Annotated in this window: 15 protein-coding genes; 4 read left to right on the top strand and 11 right to left on the bottom strand. The window is 39.8% G+C overall.

The window, feature by feature from the left end:
* Positions 1-257 precede the first annotated feature (257 nt).
* The gene (locus HMJ38_RS22740; protein WP_194976743.1) at positions 258-1,748 is read left to right on the top strand and encodes an ATP-binding cassette domain-containing protein; all 1,491 of its coding nucleotides are present in this window, start codon (positions 258-260) and stop codon (positions 1,746-1,748) included.
* Positions 1,749-1,767: 19 nt separating this feature from the next.
* On the opposite strand, the gene HMJ38_RS22735 is transcribed toward HMJ38_RS22740, so the two are convergent.
* On the bottom strand, positions 1,768-2,439 hold the full coding sequence (locus tag HMJ38_RS22735; RefSeq protein WP_194976742.1) for a metallophosphoesterase family protein: 672 nt from the start codon (positions 2,437-2,439) through the stop codon (positions 1,768-1,770).
* Positions 2,440-2,680: 241 nt separating this feature from the next.
* Here HMJ38_RS22735 and HMJ38_RS22730 point away from each other — a divergent pair, with 241 nt between their 5' ends.
* Positions 2,681-3,271, top strand: a complete 591-nt coding sequence (locus HMJ38_RS22730; RefSeq protein ID WP_194976741.1) for a DUF4136 domain-containing protein — start codon at positions 2,681-2,683, stop codon at positions 3,269-3,271.
* Positions 3,272-3,309: 38 nt separating this feature from the next.
* Here the strand turns inward: HMJ38_RS22730 and HMJ38_RS22725 are convergent, their stop codons facing one another.
* Positions 3,310-4,851 carry a glycoside hydrolase family 3 protein gene (locus HMJ38_RS22725; protein ID WP_194976757.1) on the bottom strand — a complete coding sequence of 514 codons (1,542 nt, stop codon included), beginning with the start codon at positions 4,849-4,851 and terminating at the stop codon, positions 3,310-3,312.
* 603 nt (positions 4,852-5,454) lie between these two features.
* On the opposite strand from HMJ38_RS22725, the gene HMJ38_RS22720 reads away from it, so the two are divergent.
* The gene (locus HMJ38_RS22720) at positions 5,455-6,180 is read left to right on the top strand and encodes a hypothetical protein (protein WP_194976740.1); all 726 of its coding nucleotides are present in this window, start codon (positions 5,455-5,457) and stop codon (positions 6,178-6,180) included.
* Positions 6,181-6,292: 112 nt separating this feature from the next.
* On the opposite strand, the gene HMJ38_RS22715 is transcribed toward HMJ38_RS22720, so the two are convergent.
* Positions 6,293-6,700 carry a response regulator gene (locus HMJ38_RS22715; protein WP_194976739.1) on the bottom strand — a complete coding sequence of 136 codons (408 nt, stop codon included), beginning with the start codon at positions 6,698-6,700 and terminating at the stop codon, positions 6,293-6,295.
* A 430-nt stretch (positions 6,701-7,130) separates the two neighbouring features.
* Between HMJ38_RS22715 and HMJ38_RS22710 the strand changes: the two genes are divergently transcribed.
* The gene (locus tag HMJ38_RS22710) at positions 7,131-9,065 is read left to right on the top strand and encodes an SLC13 family permease (RefSeq protein WP_194976738.1); all 1,935 of its coding nucleotides are present in this window, start codon (positions 7,131-7,133) and stop codon (positions 9,063-9,065) included.
* On the opposite strand, the gene HMJ38_RS22705 is transcribed toward HMJ38_RS22710, so the two are convergent.
* From HMJ38_RS22705 to HMJ38_RS22670, 8 genes are all read right to left on the bottom strand, one after another.
* Positions 9,054-10,658: a PQQ-dependent sugar dehydrogenase gene (locus HMJ38_RS22705; protein ID WP_228780222.1), complete on the bottom strand. Its 1,605-nt coding sequence runs from the start codon at positions 10,656-10,658 to the stop codon at positions 9,054-9,056. The two genes, HMJ38_RS22710 and HMJ38_RS22705, sit on opposite strands and share 12 nt — an antisense overlap.
* A 64-nt stretch (positions 10,659-10,722) precedes the next feature.
* The gene (locus tag HMJ38_RS22700) at positions 10,723-11,406 is read right to left on the bottom strand and encodes a hypothetical protein (protein ID WP_194976737.1); all 684 of its coding nucleotides are present in this window, start codon (positions 11,404-11,406) and stop codon (positions 10,723-10,725) included.
* Positions 11,407-11,749: 343 nt separating this feature from the next.
* Positions 11,750-12,322 carry a DUF5655 domain-containing protein gene (locus HMJ38_RS22695; protein ID WP_317174588.1) on the bottom strand — a complete coding sequence of 191 codons (573 nt, stop codon included), beginning with the start codon at positions 12,320-12,322 and terminating at the stop codon, positions 11,750-11,752.
* Positions 12,303-12,734 carry a VOC family protein gene (locus HMJ38_RS22690; RefSeq protein ID WP_194976736.1) on the bottom strand — a complete coding sequence of 144 codons (432 nt, stop codon included), beginning with the start codon at positions 12,732-12,734 and terminating at the stop codon, positions 12,303-12,305. Before HMJ38_RS22690 ends, HMJ38_RS22695 begins: the two co-directional genes overlap by 20 nt.
* Before the next feature lie 800 nt (positions 12,735-13,534).
* Positions 13,535-14,572 (bottom strand): MBL fold metallo-hydrolase, encoded by a 1,038-nt coding sequence (locus HMJ38_RS22685; RefSeq protein WP_228780221.1) that lies wholly within the window; start codon positions 14,570-14,572, stop codon positions 13,535-13,537.
* A gap of 81 nt (positions 14,573-14,653) precedes the next feature.
* Positions 14,654-14,887 carry an acyl carrier protein gene (locus HMJ38_RS22680; protein WP_194976734.1) on the bottom strand — a complete coding sequence of 78 codons (234 nt, stop codon included), beginning with the start codon at positions 14,885-14,887 and terminating at the stop codon, positions 14,654-14,656.
* Positions 14,888-15,364: 477 nt separating this feature from the next.
* Positions 15,365-16,183 (bottom strand): collagen-like protein, encoded by an 819-nt coding sequence (locus HMJ38_RS22675; protein WP_194976733.1) that lies wholly within the window; start codon positions 16,181-16,183, stop codon positions 15,365-15,367.
* A gap of 271 nt (positions 16,184-16,454) precedes the next feature.
* A complete protein-coding gene (locus HMJ38_RS22670) occupies positions 16,455-19,496 on the bottom strand; it encodes an efflux RND transporter permease subunit (RefSeq protein WP_194976732.1) in 3,042 nt (1,013 codons plus the stop codon).

Raw genomic sequence — 19,496 nt, 5'->3', positions numbered from 1 at the left:
CGAAGGTTTTTTGCTTAGGTTGGAGATCAATATATGGGTAGGCAGTATCAGTAATCAGTTTGCAGTTTTACAGGTTACAGTTTGCAATGGGTAGTTTTACAGTATTCAGTTTGCAGGATTCAAAGTTTCTCGGTAGTTTTCTGTGTCTTAAAACTGCTGACTTCCCACTGCGCTTGCCTGCGAACCAATGCTCACTGCTCACTGAATATTGCTTACTGAACAATTCCTACTGATTTTTGAACACTGCCTACTGAAAAATGTCCACACTCTTAAAGATCCAAAACGCTACAGTCAAGCAACTCGGTCAAACTGTTTTTGAGGGCTTGGACTTTGGGTGGGAGGAAGGTCAGCATTGGGCGGTGGTGGGGCAGTCCGGGGCATTGTTGACAGCATTTTTGGATACTTTGCTGGGTAGAACTATGGTCACGCAAGGGTTGATTGAGAGACCTTTTTCTGAAGATTACCAAAAACTGATGAACCTCAAAGGAGAGATCAATTCCTTTAGGGACCTAATCGCAACAGTTTCTCAGCAATACACTTTTCGAAACAAATCCAATATCCAGAATTTTTATTATCAGCAGCGCTTCAATGCCATGGAATCGGAAGATACCGCAACCGTTTTTGATTACTTAAACGAAATTGAGGTTAAAGTCCCTGGAATTTGGGATATGCAAAAAGTACTGGATATCATGCGATTGAATGGATTAAAGGGAAAGTCGCTTATTAAACTTTCCAACGGGGAGACAAGGAGGTTGGCCATTGCCTCGGCGCTTATAAAAAACCCCAAGTTGCTTTTGATGGACCAACCACTCACGGGATTGGATGTGCAAAGCAGGGTGGATTTTGGGGATATTTTAAAAGAAATTGTCCAAGCAGGGATCCATGTGATGATGACCACCCATAGCAATGAAATCCCCGAATGTATCAGTCATGTTGCGGTCTTGGGGGATAAAAAGATATATCAGGAATTTAAATCGAATGAATTCGATCAAGTCGGGCATTTTAATCAGGAGGATATTGGTTTTGACTTTCAGTTGCTGCGAAAACTTTTGGTTCAGGGTGAAAATCACGGATTCAAGGTTATTGTTAAACTGAAAGATGTGACTGTCCAATATGCTGATCTAAGGATTTTGGATAGGGTCAACTGGGCCATACTGCCCGGTGAAAAATGGGCTTTAAAGGGAGAGAACGGGGCAGGGAAATCCACTTTGTTGAGTTTGATTCTGGGTGAGAACCCCCAGGCCTATGCCAATGATTTATGGTTATTTGATAAAAAAAGGGGTACGGGAGAAAGTATTTGGGATATTAAAAAGCAACTCGGGTTTGTAGCACCTGAATTAGCCCGGTTTTTTCCGTCAAATCAAACCTGTTTGAAAGTGGTCTTATCAGGATTGTTTGATACCATGGGCTTATTCAAAAAGGTTAATGCTGAACAGGAGAGACTTGCATTGGATTGGTTGAGATTCTTCGGTCTTGAAAATACCTCAAATTTACTGCTGCGACAGGTTTCTCTTGAAAATCAACGCTTTGTCCTTTTGGCGAGAGCAATGATAAAATCTCCAAGCTTACTGATCCTTGATGAAGCGGCACAGGGGATGGATGAGGTCCAAAGAAAACTTTTTAGAAAAACCATTGATCAGGTTTGTAGTATCATTCCTGTTGCGATGATTTATGTCAGTCATTACGAGGAAGATATACCGGATTGTGTGGATAAGGTATTGAGGTTGTCAAAAGGGAGAGTGGTATAAAGTTCTGCTTTCAAAACCATCAAGTCGGATAATCACCTTTTTGTATGTCCCTTTTATCAGTAGGTATGGATATAGTTTTCAGAAATTTTCCGTTTTCTTCAAATTTGATTCCTGTCAGGCATACGCCTCCATAAGCCCCTGTATCAATATTCCATGAATTGGAATCAGGGTTGTATTTGGGTTTGCCGTCCCATTGCGGTGTATGTCCGATGACCTGAATTTTGTGAATATTGATAAGCGGTTTTCTGTTCCATAAAAGTCCATTTGGATTATTGGGGTCTTCGGCATTGCCCAAACCACTGAATCCTGCATGTGATATTTTAAGGTATTCATTTTCCCAAAAAAGCGGAAGGGCGGATAACCACGTGGCATAATTGTCCGGGTCAAAATCGAGGGTTTCGAATTGGTGCAATGTCTGTTGACCACCATTAAATAGCCAATTCTTTTGTTTGTCTTCTCCTCTCATGTATTTGATCATCATATGTTCATGATTGCCCATGAGGAATTGAACTTGTTGGCCAAAATTCTTTTTCAGCTGAAAGGCCAATTCCAAAACCGAGGGTGAATGGTTACCCCTGTCCACCAAGTCCCCAAGTTGGATCAATTTTTCCGATTTGGGATCCCAATGGTCTAAAAGTTCAAGGTATGTATAAAGACAACCGTGTACGTCTCCTATGATGAATGCAGCCATTTCCTATTAAATTACTAAAGAATATTGTTATCTATTTGACATTTATAAAAAAAGAATAGCAGAACAACAAAAAAATCTTGAACTTAGGATAAAATATGTTTATAATGTATTGATGTTCAAATTAATATCCACAAAACAAAAATTACATTTTGATGTTTATTCCTAGGTGATCTTTAAAGAGGTTCATCAAACCTTAGATCAAACCTTTCGACCCTTTGCAATCTCCTAAAAATTGTCAGATATGAAACAATTTAAATTCTTCATTCCAGCCGTTATTTTGTTAATATCCGGCTGTTTAAGTCAAAAAGATTACATAGCCGATTCTGATTTTAACTACTCGGGAAATTTTAAGAGGTACAAGACTTTTGGGTTTGTAAACAATCCATTTCCTGATTCTGACACTGATTCGATCGCTTATTTTCAGGCCATTGAGAAAACCATCAGTTCAAGATTAGGCTCTCAGGGATTTCGACTTCAAAATGAACAACCTGACCTTTTGATCAACTATAAGATTTTTACCGATGAAGTAAAGTATAGAGGGTATGACCAACCCAATTTTGACTTTTGGCTACAAAGAAGGGGTGAAATGGTAGAGGTCAATGAAGAGCAGGAAAAAGAGAACAGGGAAAAAGATGAAAATTACAATAGGGTCAAATACACTGAAAACAATGGGCTTTTGGTGATTTTTGTGATCGACAACAAAAAGGGAAATACCATCTGGCAAGGATATACGGCTGCGTATTTCGACCTTTTTTCTCCTGAAGTCAACACAGAACTTACCAAAGCTACTTACCGGGTGATGGACCAATTCAGGGTTTTGACCAGAAAATAAAAAAACTTATTTAGGAGTATAATGCCCGCTGTTTTGATTTATCCAAGAAAATAGCGGGCAGTTTCTTTTTGGGTCACTTCAAAATCCTGATAAGCGCAGACTATTTTTTGCATCTTTTCAAAATCAGGTAGCTCACTTAAAACGAGGGGAGTTCCAAACAGAAATAATTCAACATTTTTATTTGCTATCAATTCTGTGATTTTTTTCATCAATTGCGTTTCCAATCCAAAATGATTGATGGGTTTGGCAGAGGGTACAAACAGGGCAATCAGAATACTTTCAAAATCAACCAATTTTTGAAAATCGAAATCCACGTTATGGGATATTTCGAATTTTGGGATCAGGTTATTGGGATCAATGCCTTGGAAAAACAGGTTGTCCTTTCCCTTGTAAACTGATACAAGGGCCGTTTTTCGGTTGTGAAGGTCCATAGGAATTTTTGGGACGGATTCATTTTCAGAAATCACAGTAATATATTCTTTAGCCAATTGTTGGTTGAAAGCATGATGGCTGTCCCAATCAAAACCCTGAAAGCGGATAGATGACTGATCAAAAAGTCCTAGAGTCTCTTTCAGCTTCATGATTTTTTGGAAACTCACATCGACCTGTATGGATGAAGCTTTTTCTGCAATTAATTTTGTTGCTTCGCTAACATTTTCGGAAAAACATAAAATATCATTCCCCGCATGGAAAGCTTCCCACTCCAATCTCCCCGGTTCGGGATACATATCGCTGACACTTTTCATATTCAAGGCATCTGACACCACAAGTCCCTTGAATCCAAGTTCTCCTTTGAGAAAACCGGTGATGATATCCCTGGAAATGGATGCAGGAGTGTTTTTACCATGGCAAAGTGCAGGTGCAGCAAGGTGTCCAACCATGATCATATCGATGCCATCTTTGATACCTTCAATAAATGGATAAAGCTCTTCTTCCAACAACTTCGCTTTGGATTTATTGATGACAGGCAGTCCAAGATGGGAATCCACATCGGTGTCCCCATGTCCGGGAAAATGTTTGTAGCAAGCTCCAATTCCGGCTTTAACCATGCCTTTGTACATTGCCAATGCAAAATTGCTGACCTTATTCCTGTCCCTGCCAAAAGATCTGTAGCCAATGACGGGGTTTTTGGGATTGGTATTGATATCAGCAACTGGCGCAAAATTCAAATGAATGCCGATATCCCTTAAATCTTTGCCGATTCTGTAGCCTGTTTCAAATATCAGATCAATCTCTTTTTCTGACATCGCACCTAAAGTAATGGCATAAGGATATTGCGGGGTATTTTCAAGCCGCATGGCCAGCCCGAACTCCGCATCTATACTGATGAGGAGGGGTGTTTTGGAGATTTTTTGGTAGCGTTGGATGAGGGCTTGTAGTTTCTCCAATGTGTCCTTGTAAACAAGCTTTTCCTGTCTTTTCTCAAAATTGGCAGCGGCACTGTATCGGCTATGAAAAAAAGTGATCCCACCTATGTGCTGGTTTCGGATCAAAGACTCCATTTCCAGTATATTTTCCTCCGTGTCATGTATAAATGCCGCTGGAGAGAACAATTGTCCTATTTTTTTTAGTTGGTCCATTTTTTCAGTGTTCAGTTTACTGTAGGCAGTGTTCAGTGAATTATTGGCAGTGTTTAGTTTACAGTACAAATTTTTCCCGGTAATTTTTTATGCAGTTTAAAATTTCTTCATACTACTGCTACTGTTTTCTCATATATTTTGATCTCCAACCTCAATAGAATCTTCGAGGTCTAAAAAAAGACCTCAAAGGTTGTTCCCTGCAAACTGCATACTTAATTATTGATCTCCAACCTAAGTAAAAAACCTTCGAGGTCTAAAAAAGACCTCAAAGGTTGTCCCCTGCAAACTGCGACTGCCTACTTATATATTGATCTCAAAACTCAACAAAAAACCTTCGAGGTCTAAAAAAAGACCTCAAAGGTTGTCCCCTGCAAACTGCGACTGCCTACTTATATATTGATCTCAAAACTCAACAAAAAACCTTCGAGGTCCAAAAAAAGACCTCAAAGGTTGTCCCTGTAAACTGCGTACTGAAGTATCGGACAAAATCTTAACCATGTCCGGTAATTCGTCAAGCAATATTATTTTATTCTATTTGAAATCAAAGTAAGTAATTTTTCAAATTCTTTGATAAATTTGAAGTTCACCCACATTGAAATTTTCATGAAAAAAATCCCAATTCTCGCAGGGGTTTTTGGTTTTTTTTGTTTGATTTCCTGTCAATCAGGAATTGAAGGCCCTCAACCGGATCCAAATTTGAATGTTTTCTTGTCAAAAGACACTGAAGTTAACGATAATCTTGGCAATACTTACAAAATAGGGTACGATCAAGTCAGTAGCATCAATCAGGATCCCTATATCCAAAAGACCAACTCCAATGGAGAAACGGTATGGAGAATCAGGTATGAAGAAACTCCGGTTGATGGAAGGGGAACAATTATCGCTTTTGCAGATGAAAAATTATTGGCTGTATTTACTTTAGATGGAGGGAGTACGGATAACAAATACCTCACTAAACACCATGTATTGGACGGCGCTTTCAGTGGGGTTTTTCAAAGTGGTTATGAAAGAGGAGGAGGTCCAAAAGTCAGTATTCTTAGTGAAATAGATCCTGAATCAGGAAAAATCAAAAAGGGATCATTTGTAACGGCAAGGTTGACCAATGGCAATACAAATAGCCTCTCCATCAAAGAAATCGGGATGAACAATGGGAAGTTGGCCATCAAAGTTTCTGCTGCAGCTTGGCCTCCCGGTGTTGGAAACAAGTATATCAGAATGCCTGATATAACGGATGCAGATAGGATTGATAATGCCTTTTTGATGTATTACGAAATGGAGGCTGATTTTTCGGCTATTACTAAAGCGAAATTGCTGAGAGCGTCGTTTTGACTTAATTAATCCTGTATTTCAGTTGAGCTATCGAGTCGCTCAAGAAGTGAATCCGATCAATGGGATGGACAAAAAATCAGCTCTTCCTTAATTCGTGAAAAGCATGGTAGATTTACCCGTAAATCAGATTTTTTAACCTGTCCACTGAAAGAGGTTTGATGATATATTCTTCTATTTCAGGAATCAGTTTGATGGGTTCAATATCATCAGGGTGTATGGAACTACTGACCATAACAATTCTGAATTTGTTTTTTGTCTTTTTATCGAATTTTATGAATTGCTGCATGAAGTGCCATCCGTTTGTTCCCGGCATGTGCAGGTCCAATAAAACAAGGTCTTTTGAACCTCTTTTCTTTTTGAATTCGGGTTGGGTCAGGTGCGATTGAATATAATTCATGGCTTTGGTACCATCAGGAAGAACAACTACCTCGCCATCATAACCGATATGGTCAATCAATCTTTTATGGACCTTGCTTGTCACAGCATCATCATCCACTAATATAATTTTTTCCCAATGCATAAAGCTATATTTTGAGGGTAATTAAGTAATACTAATCCGGGTGAATAAACTTTATAACACGTTTAATGTTTTTTAAATGTAACAAATTACTTTTTAAAAATTATACGTTTTAAATTGACTTTTTTTAATAATTATATTAAATAGTCTATAATCAATTGATAATCAGAATAATAAATTACGACTATTAAACAATAAAAATATGTCATAAATGGGTATTTGGCTATTTTCAGGATCTAAAGGCTTGTTTTTATCTAATTTTCAAATGGATAATTTAGAGATGGCTAGTGTATTGCGGGGTGATGGTGAGTTAGTGGTGATTTTTACAATTTCAACGTTCAATTCACCATAAACTCTGGTATTATTTTTCATTTTGGAATAAGTATTTACCTTTAATGCAAGGTTACCATCTATTTATTTTACGTCAATTATTATGTTTTTAATTTTATCGGCTTTGATCATAGTCTTTCAAATTCTTAGTCTCTATTTCAATCCTCCAATTTTAGTATTTTTTCAGAACCTAACAGGTACTGAATTCAATTTCAAATTGATATGGGTACTTGCTCTGCTGGGCATAGCGATAGCGATGTTTATCAAAAACAAACCTCGCATGGATGCCGTCGGGGTGATTATGATTGCTGCTTTGCCATTTACAGGAATCATCACAGTTGAAGAAACCTTAGTGGGTTTCAGTGATCCGAATATTGTATTGATCGCGGTACTCTTTGTATTGGGAGAGGGATTGGTCAGAACTGGTGTAGCAAGGGATTTAGGAGATTGGATCAATGTAAAGGCTGGTGGCAATGAAACTAAATTACTGGTGTTGTTGATGGTGGCTGTTGCGGGATTGGGATCCGTCATGAGCTCGACTGCCATAGTCGCAATATTCATTCCAGTTGTATTCAGAATATGCAATAATACTGGTATATCCCCAAGCCACTTGATGATGCCCATGAGTTTTGCTGCCTTGATCAGTGGCATGATGACATTGATCTCTACTGCTCCTAATTTGGTGGTAAATTCGGAATTGATGCGTCAGGGAGAAGGTGGCTTTGATTTTTTTACCATTACACCTTTTGGTGTGGCTATTTTGATCATGGGAGTTTTTTATATGTTGATCGCCCGAAAGTGGTTGCCTGATAATTCAGATAAGACAGGTAAAAAGAGAAGAAAGCCTACTTTCAAGGATCTGATCACAAAATATAAACTTGAAAAAAGGGAGTACCGGGTAACGGTTTTGGAGGATTCCCCGCTATTGGGTTTGCAGATCAATGAACTTGATTTTGGAAAAAACGGTATCAACCTCTTGGCAGTTGAAAGAAAAGAAGGTTCAAAGACTGTTTTTAACAGGCCAAGCAAGCAGATGGATTTTAAAGCAGGGGATATTCTTTTGTTGGATTCTGGTAATTCAGAAATTAAAATCAATGAATTGGTATTAAAATATGGGGTTGAACCTATTAAGCTATCAGGAGGAAAAGGATACCTTACCACGATCTCTCAAGAACTTGGTATGACAGAAGCTATCGTACCCGCAGAATCGGGATGGGTGGGTAAATCTGTTATCGATGCAAGGATCCGAACAGAAACAGGGTTGACTGTAATAGGAATTTGGAGGGGAAACGAAGCCCTTACTGAAGATTTGTTGGTCACAGAATTGCATGTCGGAGATACCATATTATTTGCCGGATTCTGGGAAGACATCAAAAGGATGTTCCAGGATTCAGATGACATTATATTATTGAATATGCCTTCTGAGTTTGAGGAGGTTCTCCCTGCAGCCGGTAAAGGAACTCATGCCCTTTTGATTTTGGCAATGGTCGTTTTACTCATGGTGACGGGGCTACTCCCCAATGTGCATGCTGTTATTTTAGGATGTCTCATGATGGGAATATTTGGCATAGTGGATATGAACAGTGCCTATAATTCCATCTCTTGGAAAAGCTTGGTTCTGATTGTGGGTATGATGCCTTTTTCGATAGCTTTGCAAAGAACAGGTGGCGTGGAAATGGCCTCTGATGCACTCTTGGCTTTAGTAGGTGAAAGTGCACCCTATTTTGCCATAGGTGCTTTATTTTTGATTACCGCCATTTTAGGTCTTTTCATTTCCAATACAGCCACCGCAGTGCTGATGGCACCCATAGCCATAGCCATGGCTTATGAACTTGGATTGTCTCCTTACCCCTTTGCCATGGCGGTAATCTTGGCTGCATCTTCAGCATTTATGACACCTGTCTCATCTCCCGTCAATACCTTGGTAGTAGCGCCGGGAAATTACAAATTTGGTGATTTCATTAAAATCGGGGTGCCTTTTACAGTGATGGTGATGATCTTGGCAATCTTCTTGATCCCTCTGATTTTACCGTTTTAAACCTTTCCTTTCTTCATAGACCTCACCTGCAATGACAGCACCTGATTTGTTTCCAAAATCATTTCTGATAAAAGTGAGCAAGTCTGCAATTTCCTGATCTGAAAGATGTTCATAAGCAGGCATTTCCTGATTGTATTTTTGTCCGTTGACTGTGATTTCTCCGGACAATCCCATTAACATGACACGGATCAATCTTCCCTTGTCTCCGGTCACCCAATCGGTTTGAGATAATGGAGGAATCAGATCGGCAGCGCCTTTGCCATCAGGCCCATGACAGGTAAGGCAATGTTGTGTATAGAGTTTGGCCCCGGCATCCAATTCTTTGGGTACCTCATAAGACCAATTTTCATCTAACAATTCTATGGGTTCCAAGTCTTTTTTGAAAATCCTCAGCGAAGTATTCATCTCCTCATGTGGATTCATTTTACGAATTCTTATAATCCGGTCCGGACCATCAGGTAAACTGTCATATAACCAAGATTGGAAACGTGGATGCCAGTCTCTGTTGCTGGTGCCAAAAAAAATATCACCTGATGGGGAAACACTGATATCACGGATTCTACCAAAATGTTTTTGGAGAAAAATATCTTGCTCATCTATGATAGTCCCTTCATTATTCAAATGTAAAACCCGCATAGAACGGCCCTTCATGGTAGCCAGCAAAAGGCTGTTTTCCCATTCGGGAATGTCTTTGTTTCCATAATAAGCCAATCCTGCCACGGCGATGGTAGGTGTCCATGCTGCCAATGGTTCTATCACATTCACTTTTCCAGCATAAGCAATTTCTTTCTCATTGTCGACAAATCCATGCACATCCGGCCATCCATAATTCCCCCCTTTGACCAATAGGTTGACTTCGTCATCATTTGAGGGTCCGTGGTCCGATCCGTACAGTTGATTGTTTTTTCCAAATACCAATCCTTGGGTATTCCGCAATCCCATGGCCCATACCGGATTGTCGGTAAATGGATTGTCTTCGGGAATACTTCCATCCAAGTTTATTCTCAAAATCTTTCCACCCGGAAAATTCTTGTCCTGGGTCAGGTTTACTTTTCCGATATCACCGAGCGAAAAGAGCAGGGTATTATCCTTGGCTATGACAATTCTGGAACCATTGTGAAAAGTTGCTCCCGGAAGACTATCCATGAGGATTTTTGGATTGATGAGTGTTTCACCATTGAAATGGTACCTGACCAATCTCGACCTGATTTCCTCTTCCTGACCCTGCTTGGGAATGGCAAAGGTATAATGCAGAAAAATTAAGGGTTCTTGGGGGTGAACAGTCATGCCCAAGAGGCCATAGGACTTTTTGGCAATCAAATCCGGGATTTGAAATATTTCTTTTTGCTCTCCGGACTTTATGTCTAACCGATGTAGGGAACCGCTTATTTGTGTAAACCACAATTCTCCCTCTCTAATTGCCTCCAAATCCCAAGGTACTTCTAGACCCGTTGCCATTTCGGAGATTTCCAATACGGAATCATCCAATTGGATATAGCCGATTACGGGATAGTATGATTCCTTTTTAGATGATTTTTCCCCACAAGAGATATAAAGGAGGAAGACCAGGAAAATCAATTGTTTGTATTTCATTCGGCTAAAATTTTGATCATCTAAGATAACCACTTCTTTGGATAGTCAACAAAAGAGGGAATTATCAATCACTGAAAATAAAAAATCCAAAGCCCCCAGGATCCCTGATGATGATATTGTCGATCAATCCATTATTGTTGAAATGAGTGATTTCTTCCGTTATGGGTACATTTAATTTTCTGATTTTTTCGATGACTTTAATATTTCCAGTACCATTGAAATAAGTCATGGAAGGATTGAAAAAAAGATGGGGGCAGGAGAGTGGTTTCATCAAGGAAATTGTAAAGCCAAGAATTTCCAAAGTAATATAGCCATGGTCCAAAGATCCACCGGAAATTGTAAAACCCAAAGCTTCATATAACTCCTTCGACTTTTGGATGTTGGTGGTTTCCAAACTCAATCCCGCAAAATTTCCCAAAACACTGAAACTTTTTTCATCCATCACTAATTCCGTGGGTGCATCCGATTCCATCAAATAGAGCCATACTCCACTCGGATCCGATAGGAGGTAACTATTTTCCATAGCCGTGACGGCAGTAAATTCTTGGAGTTTTTGGATTTCAGGCTCCCAACTTTCCCTGAATAATTTGATACCTGCTCTGGCATAGCGATCCGGGTTAATTTCAATAAAAACTTTTCCATCAGTCAGAATCAAAGGATTTCCTGTAGCCTGCCGGAAACCCAATCTGAGATAGAAGTTTTTGCTCGATTGAAGGTCGGGAGTTGGGCTTTGCAGTAAAATGTTCATTTGGGCTGTGATAAATTCTTATTGGGTTACCTTTTCGAATCTAAACTTTTCCACCCAGGATTTGTCCTTGGAGGATAAAGAAAATTTGTTCCAGTTTTCCGTTTCCAGGTAAATGACCATCTTCCAATTTCAAAACTTCTTGGGCATTTGTAAAGGAAAACAAGCATAGGTTGACCAGTAATATAAGTGTGAATACTTTTATACTTTTGTAATTGATATTTTTCTCCATCGATGCCAATAAACTGTTTTTCTATTTAATTTTCTTTATTTTCAAATATCCTTCAATTTTTTCAAGAGGTTGTCGAATGATTATTTCTGTTCTGACATTTACCATAAGTCCTAATTAGCCGGCATTTTCATAAGCTTTTTTCAGCCAATCCAAAACTTCCCGGTCAATGTCTGATATTTCTGTCAAATTGATCTTGTGTGTACACATGGCATTTCCGCTTGCCAACAATTTTCCTGCAGGTTCTTGACTTTTCAGATTGATTCCAATTTCAAAACGGGTTTTGGTGATGGGGTGGAGTAGGACAAATTGCTTTTTTCTTCTCAGGCTTACATTGGCATTTTTAGGTGCGATTTCGATGTCATTTCCAAATTTTGAGATTTCATTGATCAAATGGTCATAGATAGGTCTGAAATGTTCCTTGCCTTTGTATTGGTTATCGACCAGTTCATTTTTGTCCTCCACGGACCCAGCATCTGTGGCTAAGGATTTCAAAGCTATCAGGTTGGCAAATCCATGTGTAAGTCCCTGTTCTTCTTTGAGGAATTTCATGATCTGACCATGTTTTTCAAAGGATTTGTTTTTGACTATGGTAATCCATTGGTCTAAAGATTTCCCAGTGTTTTTGTAGAGATTGTCCAACATGGTTTGTTCGGCTTTGTCCATGATGTTATTGAGGGTTGAGGTCATAACTGACCATCCAATTGACACCAAACTTGTCTTCCACTGAACCAAAATATGATCCCCAAAAAGTGTCTTCTAAAGGCATAGTAACCGTTCCTGCTGCTGATAAGCCGGCAAATATCCTGTCCGCCTCAGTTTTGGATTCAGTGTTTACATAAATTGAGAAATTGTTGCCAAATGTGACCTTTGGGAAACCTGATCCAGTATCACTGCCCATTAGCGTAGTTTCTTTGCTGATCGGTAAGGAAATATGCATGATCAAGTCCTTGTCACTTTCCGGTGTTGGGTAATCTTCCTGTGGAGGCATTTCACCGAAAGTTCCCAGAAAGTCAAACTCCCCGCCAAATACAGATTGATAGAAAGTAAATGCTTCTCTACAATTGCCATTGAAGTTGAGGTAAATGTTAGTAGTAGTCATGGTGCTGTGGGTTTGGGTTAACAACTGAAAGCTTCAAGCTTTAGCTTAAAGTTAATCCAAAAAACAAAGAAAATAAACCCTTTAAACCATTTCACTGTGATCTCCTTGAATTTTTTATCTTCATTATCAAAGACGTAACCGGAGTCGCCCGTCATGCTGATCCCGAAGGCTAACAGGAGACGCATCTCATTAGGATCCGCAAATGATAGAATGAACATAAACAGGACCTCTGGAAATCCCTCGCGCCTACCAATGACAGATTTAGGAATTGATGGTTTAGAACTACAAATAGCATACGATCTATTGCAGTACTTCCCCTTGTCACCTCGACGTCAGGAGAGGTCTGCAGCCCGCCTTGATGTCATTCCCTTTCTGTAAATGCCAAATTTTAAAAACTACCAATGACATACTTGAAAATTGATGGTTTAGGACTACAAATAGCATTCAATTCTATTACAGGACTTTGCCTTGTCACCTCGACGTCAGGAGAGGTCTGCTGCCCACTAGGATGTCATTCCTTTTCTGAACATTTCCAAAATGTTTGGGACTCGGGATGACGCAGAAACCGATGTCATTCCCTTTCTGTAAATGCCAATTTTCTCCACTCGGGATGACGCGTAACATCATGTCACTCCTTTTCCGAAGATTTTAAAAATGTAGTAAACCCGAAGTGCCAAAGCATAGCTTAATCAACTAATTTCCCAATCCGCTGCGGCCGACAAGTTCTTTGAATCTCCCAATTTTCCAATTTTAAAATTTTAGAATTTTTCAATTTTCCAATCCCCACCGCGGGTAAGTACTTACAATCCATTCCTCAAAAGATTCCTACCCAATACCGGTTCCACCAATTCTCCTTGGATTTCTGCGCGGTTCTGAACCAAAATATCCCAAGGTTCCATTCTCGGTTCATCGGAGAGGTCAAATGTTCCGAAGTGCATTGGGATGAAATATTTCCCTTCCAAAGTATTGAAGGCGTCAATGGCATCAGTCGGACTAATGTGTGCTTGATGCATAAACCATTCAGGTTTGAAAGCACCCACACCCATCAAACAATAATCAGGCGTGCCCATCGTATTTTTGATATCTGCAAAATGGGGACCTTGTCCGCTGTCCCCCATAAAGTATATGGAATAATCTGAAGTTTGTATATAAAATCCCCCCCAAAGACTTTTGTTATCATCCCATAACCATCTTCTGGACCAGTGTCTAGTCGGTACATAGGTAATCTGAAGTCCTGTGTCCAGCACAGAATACTGCTGGTACCAACCGGCTTCCTGAATAAAATGTCCATTGGTCCAGGAAGAAATTACTTCATTCAATCCCAGACCTGTCAATATTTTTAGATCGGGATTGTTGTCAGTTAGGTATTTGATAGTCTGTTTATCACAATGGTCCCTGTGATTGTGTGAAAGTAGGATATAATCCAGTCGCGGTAGTTTTTCAATGGGGAAGGGGAGTTCACTTTCTCTTTTCAGGAAGGTATTGTCAAATAAAAGTGGATCTGTCAGGAATGTTTTGCCATTGAGCTGCATCAGATAACTGGCATGACCCAACCACATCAGGAAATCGTCTTTTTTTTGAAAAAGGGTGGAATCAAAGTCTACCAATAACCTTCTGGTTTCAGCCTTCTTTTCTTCTTTTTGAGGGTTCTTACTGGTCTGCCATTTCAGCAAATCCCCAAAGCTTGACGTAAACGGGTGGTAGAGATTGGTGAATTTACCATCCTTATCCAAAGGATTGCCTTTCCAATCTTCATGAGGGAGAATTGTTACGAGCTCAGGGTTTGAAGAAAAACCATTTCTGGAATCTGCAAACCTGTCTTTAATAAGGTATGCCATGAGGAGTGGAATGAATAAAAGCCAAAGGTATTTTTTTCTGCGCATTTCAATTAAACCTAACCCCTATATGGAAATAAAAGTTTATGCACTTAAAAGATGTTCGATCAATTCTGAGGGCGTTTCAATTTTTGAAATTTTCTCATCTTCTAATTCCCGCTTCAGTTCATATTCCAATTCAAAGATCAGACCGTCGACAAACATTTTATCCATTTGGAGTTCTTTATAAAAGTTTGCTGATTTTCTTTTGCCTGTAAGCGGTATACCATAGGTTTTGAAGACACTGATGGCTTTTTTCATGTTGGATATAGTTTTCATTATCTAGAGGTAAAATGTAATGTAAGCTTTTGGTTTAATTTGAAGATAGAACGTGGTTCTTAGTGCTTTGTTGGATAAAGAATCAATATTTATGATATTTTTAGGAATTAGGTTTGATATTTCCGCTACTCTTTCCGCCAAAGTGATATTCACCTCTCACATTCTTGAGATGATGAATTCATTACCACAAAAACTTTCAACTCATGATGGCAACAAAAGACGTATAGTTGCTTTTGGTCTGTAGTTTGTGATTCGTTCAGAAACATATACTTCCTGTACAAAAGCCGTGACGGAAACAATTTTGGTTTTGTTGTAATGCTTAAAATATAAAAGTTGTCACCATTACTTTTCAAATCAACAGGCTTCTCGGAAAATTTGAGATGGTGTTGAAAAATGAATAAAAAGGCTACTTCCAAGGGAATTAAGTAAACAATGAAGAAAGGGAACCTACATTTTGCTAATTGGATAAATATTTACTCAACGAGATAAAAAGGCCTCAACTGCATCTATGTTGCTGAAATCAATCTTAGCGCTTGCCAACCTACCAGCTACCATGCCGTTGATGATCAAATACCTAAATGTTTGTGTTGGTACAGTGGCGTTATAAACAGATGGGATAGTTCCTTCGTAATTCCTAGAAAAATAATAACTGATGATTATTTTATTAAGATTATATCCGAAATTATAATTCCTGTGGTATACGGTTATAGGACCTGCCAAACCTTGGTAATGGTGCGGTAAACCTGTCCACATCCAAACCGAAAATGACGAGTTTACCGGAACACGCATGTAAACAAGCACCATCCCATTATCAAATACGTCTTGGGTAATTGCGGGATCCTCGATAGTGGATACCTTTGCTAAAATAGAATTCATTTGAAGATTGCCTGTAGTCGTCATCACCGCATAAGTGCCATTGACATAATCTGCGTTGGTAAGGGTGACTACCTTTGAGATGATTTGGATAGTACCGTCCGAACCGGGCTCTCCTTGTGGACCTTGCTCTCCTTGAGGTCCTTGTTCTCCCTGCGGCCCCTGCGGTCCTAGTGGTCCCTGAGGACCCTGCGGTCCTCGTTCTCCTCTAGGCCCTTGTTCTCCTTGGAGCCCTCGAGGACCTTGCTCTCCCCTTTCACCCCGCTCTCCCCGGGGGCCTTGTTCACCTTGAACACCTTCCGGCCCTTGTACTCCTTCGGGTCCTTGTACTCCTTCGGGTCCTTCAAACAGGCTGCAACTCACAAAAAAGCAGAAAATCAATGGAAACAGTAGTCGGGAGAGGAGAAAAGAGGGTAGATTCATGGTCGTGGTGTTTAATTTTTGAAGAGAAATATAAAGTTGTAAATCATGCCTTCTGTTTACCTTAGGTATTGATTATCAAAACAATATATGTATTTTAAGATCAAATTCAAAATCAAATTTTTTCTTTTTCTTACCCAAATTTTCCCAATACATCCCATTGCCTTTGGTAGTGTCTCACTTTCTTCTATTTCAAAAGTTGGTTCAGTCTGAATTACATTGTACTTCTTACATGGTACAATGCACAACTACGGGGTATTGTACTTTTTCTCTCTTACCCAATTCTCGGTGGCAATAGTTTATATACCACAGGTGTCACAATTCTTGAAAGCAATGTAGAACTAATCAATCCTCCGATCAGGACAATAGCTAGGGGAGAGATCAAAGGATTCGTTGACCAAGCAATTGGCATCAATCCACCGATAGCGGTAAGTGTAGTCAATACTATTGGCAAGAAGCGTATTTCACCCGCCTCACGAATGGCGACATTCAAAGATTTCCCCTCCTTCCTCAACTGATTGGTGAAATCCACCAATAGAATGGAGTTCTTTACTTCTATACCCGCCAAAGCGATCAAACCTATGATGGCCACAAAGGACAAAGAGTTGCCGGTCATCCACAAAGCAGTCAGCGCCCCTACCATTCCCAACGGAATGACTGAAAGAACAATGATGGTGCTTTTGAAGGTCTTGAAGAGTAAGATCAAAACTGCGATAAAGAGGAAAACCGTAACCATGATGACCGTTTGAAAACCGCCAAATGATTCTTCTCGAGTCTCTGCTTCCCCGGCCACTTTATAGGAATAGCCATCAGGAAATTCTATGTTTTTGATTTTGCTTTCCACATCACTGATCACCCGCTCAGCCAGAAACCCTTCCTGTACAAAAGCCGTGACGGAAACTGTTCGGATTTTGTTATAGTGGTCTATGTACAGTGGAGAACTTTCCAAAACCAAATCAGCAATCTGTCTGATCGGAATGGCAGCCCCTTGGTTATTATTGATAAATAGCCTGTCAAAATTGACAAGTGAAGCTCTTTCCTCTTTCGGACTGGTCAGGATGATTTCTTTTTTATCTCCATTGGCATCTGAGAAAGAACCCATTTTCAGTCCGGCAATTGCCATTCTTACAGACCTGTCCACCTCTACAATATTGACGCCCAATGATCTTGCCTTATCCTTTTGAATGGCTACACGGATGTCTGTTTTGAGATTGCTGACAGGATTATCCACATAAATGGTTCCCGGAGTCTGTCGGATCAAGTTCTCGGTTATTGAAGCCAAGTTTCTCAGACTGTCCAGATTTTCACCGGAAAGTCTGATCTCAACAGGGGCCGTGACAGGTGGGCCTTGCTCAAAGTTTTTGACTTCTATTTTGGCGCCTACATAATTGTAAAACTTTTTTCTTAAGTTTTCTGTAATCCGGATTTTTTCAGTGACAGATGTGTTTGGTTTTAATTGAACAAAAATCTGTGCGAAATCCGTTCTTTCATTTTCGGGGATGACATTGTAATAGATCCTTGGGTTTCCTTTCCCCACATTGGTTGAAAAGAAATCTATTTCGGGAATGTTTTTCAATGCAGCTTCTACTTCTCTACTGACTTCGTCCGTGCCTCCGATTTTGGTTTGAATTGGAGTAATGATGTTGACCAAAAACTGTGGTTTTTCAGATGCAGGGAAAAGGCTGAAGCCAATGATTGGGAAAATGGCCATGGATGAACCGAATACCAACAAGGCAATTATCAAGGTCTGAACGGGTTTTCTCAAGGCTGATTCCAACAAAGGGGCATAACTTTTGGAAATAGCATTTTGTAGTATCCTTAGAAATAGGTTTCCCTGATGTCCTGCAGCATGCTCTTTGAGCAGCCTGCTTGCCAAAAAAGGAATGATGGTCAAGGAAACAAACATTGAAGCCAAAACACTCATGATGACTGCCATTGGCAAGCTTCGAATAAAGTCTCCTGAACCTTCCGGTAAAAAGACCAAAGGCATAAATGCAATGATCAAGGTAATGGTGCATCCCACTACGGACAAACCAATTTGTTTTGTACCCAAAAGGGTAGCTTCCATCCGACTATGTCCTTCCCTTATCCAGCGTTCTATATTTTCCACCACTACAATGCTGTCATCCACCAATAGACCCAAAGCAACCACCAAACCTACGATGCTCAATTGATTGAGACTGTAGCCTAATAAGTCGAGGAGAATTAATCCTATGGCAAGAGATAGTGGAATGGAAATCATCACAATAGAGGCAGCCCTTCCGCCAAGAGGCAATAATGTGATGGAAACCAAAAGAATGGCAATGATGAAATCAAAACCCAAACCCCCCAATCTTTTGTTGACAAAATCAGCTTGGTCAAATGCCAAAACCATATCGATATTAGAGGGCAGGGTAGACTTGAAATTTTCAAGAACCGGAAGGTATTGCTCTTGGACTTGGGAAATATTATTGCCCTCTTTTAATGCAGCAGTAACGAAAATGGATCGGTATCCATTGAGTCTTGTGATATGTTTGCTTTCATCAAAATCCAAATGTACATGGGCAATGTCTTTTAATGAAATGCTCTTTCCTTGAACTGAATAGACCAAGGTATTGGCGATTTCATCCAAATTATTATAGTTGCCACTTGTTTTTACATTGAAGGCTTTGCTTCCTGCTTCAATTGTACCGCCGGGTATATTGCCTATTTCGCTCTGTATGCTACCTAAAACCGACTGAAGTGGAATCCTCATTTGAGACATTTTATCCAGTTGAAGGTCTATTCTGACGATTTCCTCCGGTAGGCCATGGATATCCACTTCTTTGAGGGCAGGGATTTTTTCCAGTTCTTCCTGAAGCCGTTCTCCATATTTTTTGAAAGATTCTCTCGAACTGTTTTCGCTGATCAGACCGATTTGGAGAATTTTCACACCCGAAGGAGTTACTTTATTGATTTCGATACTCAGGATGTCCTGGGGAAGCTCTCCGCGCAGGCTATTGATTTCTCTGACTAATTCTTGGTACTTGTCATTGACATTGCTTTCGTATTTGTACTCCACATTGAGTACAGCTACACCATCGCTGATTTTGGTTTTGATACGTTTGATATCTTCAAGTGCATAAATCCTTTTTTCAATTGGATCTACAATGAGCTCTTCCATGTCCTCAGGACTTGTACCCGGATAAATTACAATCACCGGGAATTGAGGTGAATTTGTAGCAGGATCTTCACTTCTTGGCATATTGAAGAAAGTGGTCAGGCCAAGCGCAATGGTCATCAGGAATATCACGAGGGTAAACTGATAGTTTTTTACAGCAAAGTTTGAAATACGCAT

This window comes from Aquiflexum lacus (genome assembly GCF_015476655.1).
Lineage (GTDB): Bacteria > Bacteroidota > Bacteroidia > Cytophagales > Cyclobacteriaceae > Aquiflexum > Aquiflexum lacus.
This window is presented reverse-complemented; position numbering and strand designations above follow the sequence as displayed.

Bases quoted from the DNA above. Each gene is read 5' to 3' on its own strand.
- HMJ38_RS22675 (WP_194976733.1), bottom strand. From the start codon at position 16,183: ATGAATCTACCCTCTTTTCTCCTCTCCCGACTACTGTTTCCATTGATT.
- HMJ38_RS22730 (WP_194976741.1), top strand. From the start codon at position 2,681: ATGAAACAATTTAAATTCTTCATTCCAGCCGTTATTTTGTTAATATCC.
- HMJ38_RS22680 (WP_194976734.1), bottom strand. From the start codon at position 14,887: ATGAAAACTATATCCAACATGAAAAAAGCCATCAGTGTCTTCAAAACC.
- HMJ38_RS22700 (WP_194976737.1), bottom strand. From the start codon at position 11,406: ATGAACATTTTACTGCAAAGCCCAACTCCCGACCTTCAATCGAGCAAA.
- HMJ38_RS22740 (WP_194976743.1), top strand. From the start codon at position 258: ATGTCCACACTCTTAAAGATCCAAAACGCTACAGTCAAGCAACTCGGT.
- HMJ38_RS22720 (WP_194976740.1), top strand. From the start codon at position 5,455: ATGAAAAAAATCCCAATTCTCGCAGGGGTTTTTGGTTTTTTTTGTTTG.
- HMJ38_RS22710 (WP_194976738.1), top strand. From the start codon at position 7,131: ATGTTTTTAATTTTATCGGCTTTGATCATAGTCTTTCAAATTCTTAGT.
- HMJ38_RS22685 (WP_228780221.1), bottom strand. From the start codon at position 14,572: ATGGCATACCTTATTAAAGACAGGTTTGCAGATTCCAGAAATGGTTTT.
- HMJ38_RS22670 (WP_194976732.1), bottom strand. From the start codon at position 19,496: ATGCGTATTTCAAACTTTGCTGTAAAAAACTATCAGTTTACCCTCGTG.
- HMJ38_RS22695 (WP_317174588.1), bottom strand. From the start codon at position 12,322: ATGACCTCAACCCTCAATAACATCATGGACAAAGCCGAACAAACCATG.
- HMJ38_RS22735 (WP_194976742.1), bottom strand. From the start codon at position 2,439: ATGGCTGCATTCATCATAGGAGACGTACACGGTTGTCTTTATACATAC.
- HMJ38_RS22690 (WP_194976736.1), bottom strand. From the start codon at position 12,734: ATGACTACTACTAACATTTACCTCAACTTCAATGGCAATTGTAGAGAA.
- HMJ38_RS22725 (WP_194976757.1), bottom strand. From the start codon at position 4,851: ATGGACCAACTAAAAAAAATAGGACAATTGTTCTCTCCAGCGGCATTT.
- HMJ38_RS22715 (WP_194976739.1), bottom strand. From the start codon at position 6,700: ATGCATTGGGAAAAAATTATATTAGTGGATGATGATGCTGTGACAAGC.
- HMJ38_RS22705 (WP_228780222.1), bottom strand. From the start codon at position 10,658: ATGAAATACAAACAATTGATTTTCCTGGTCTTCCTCCTTTATATCTCT.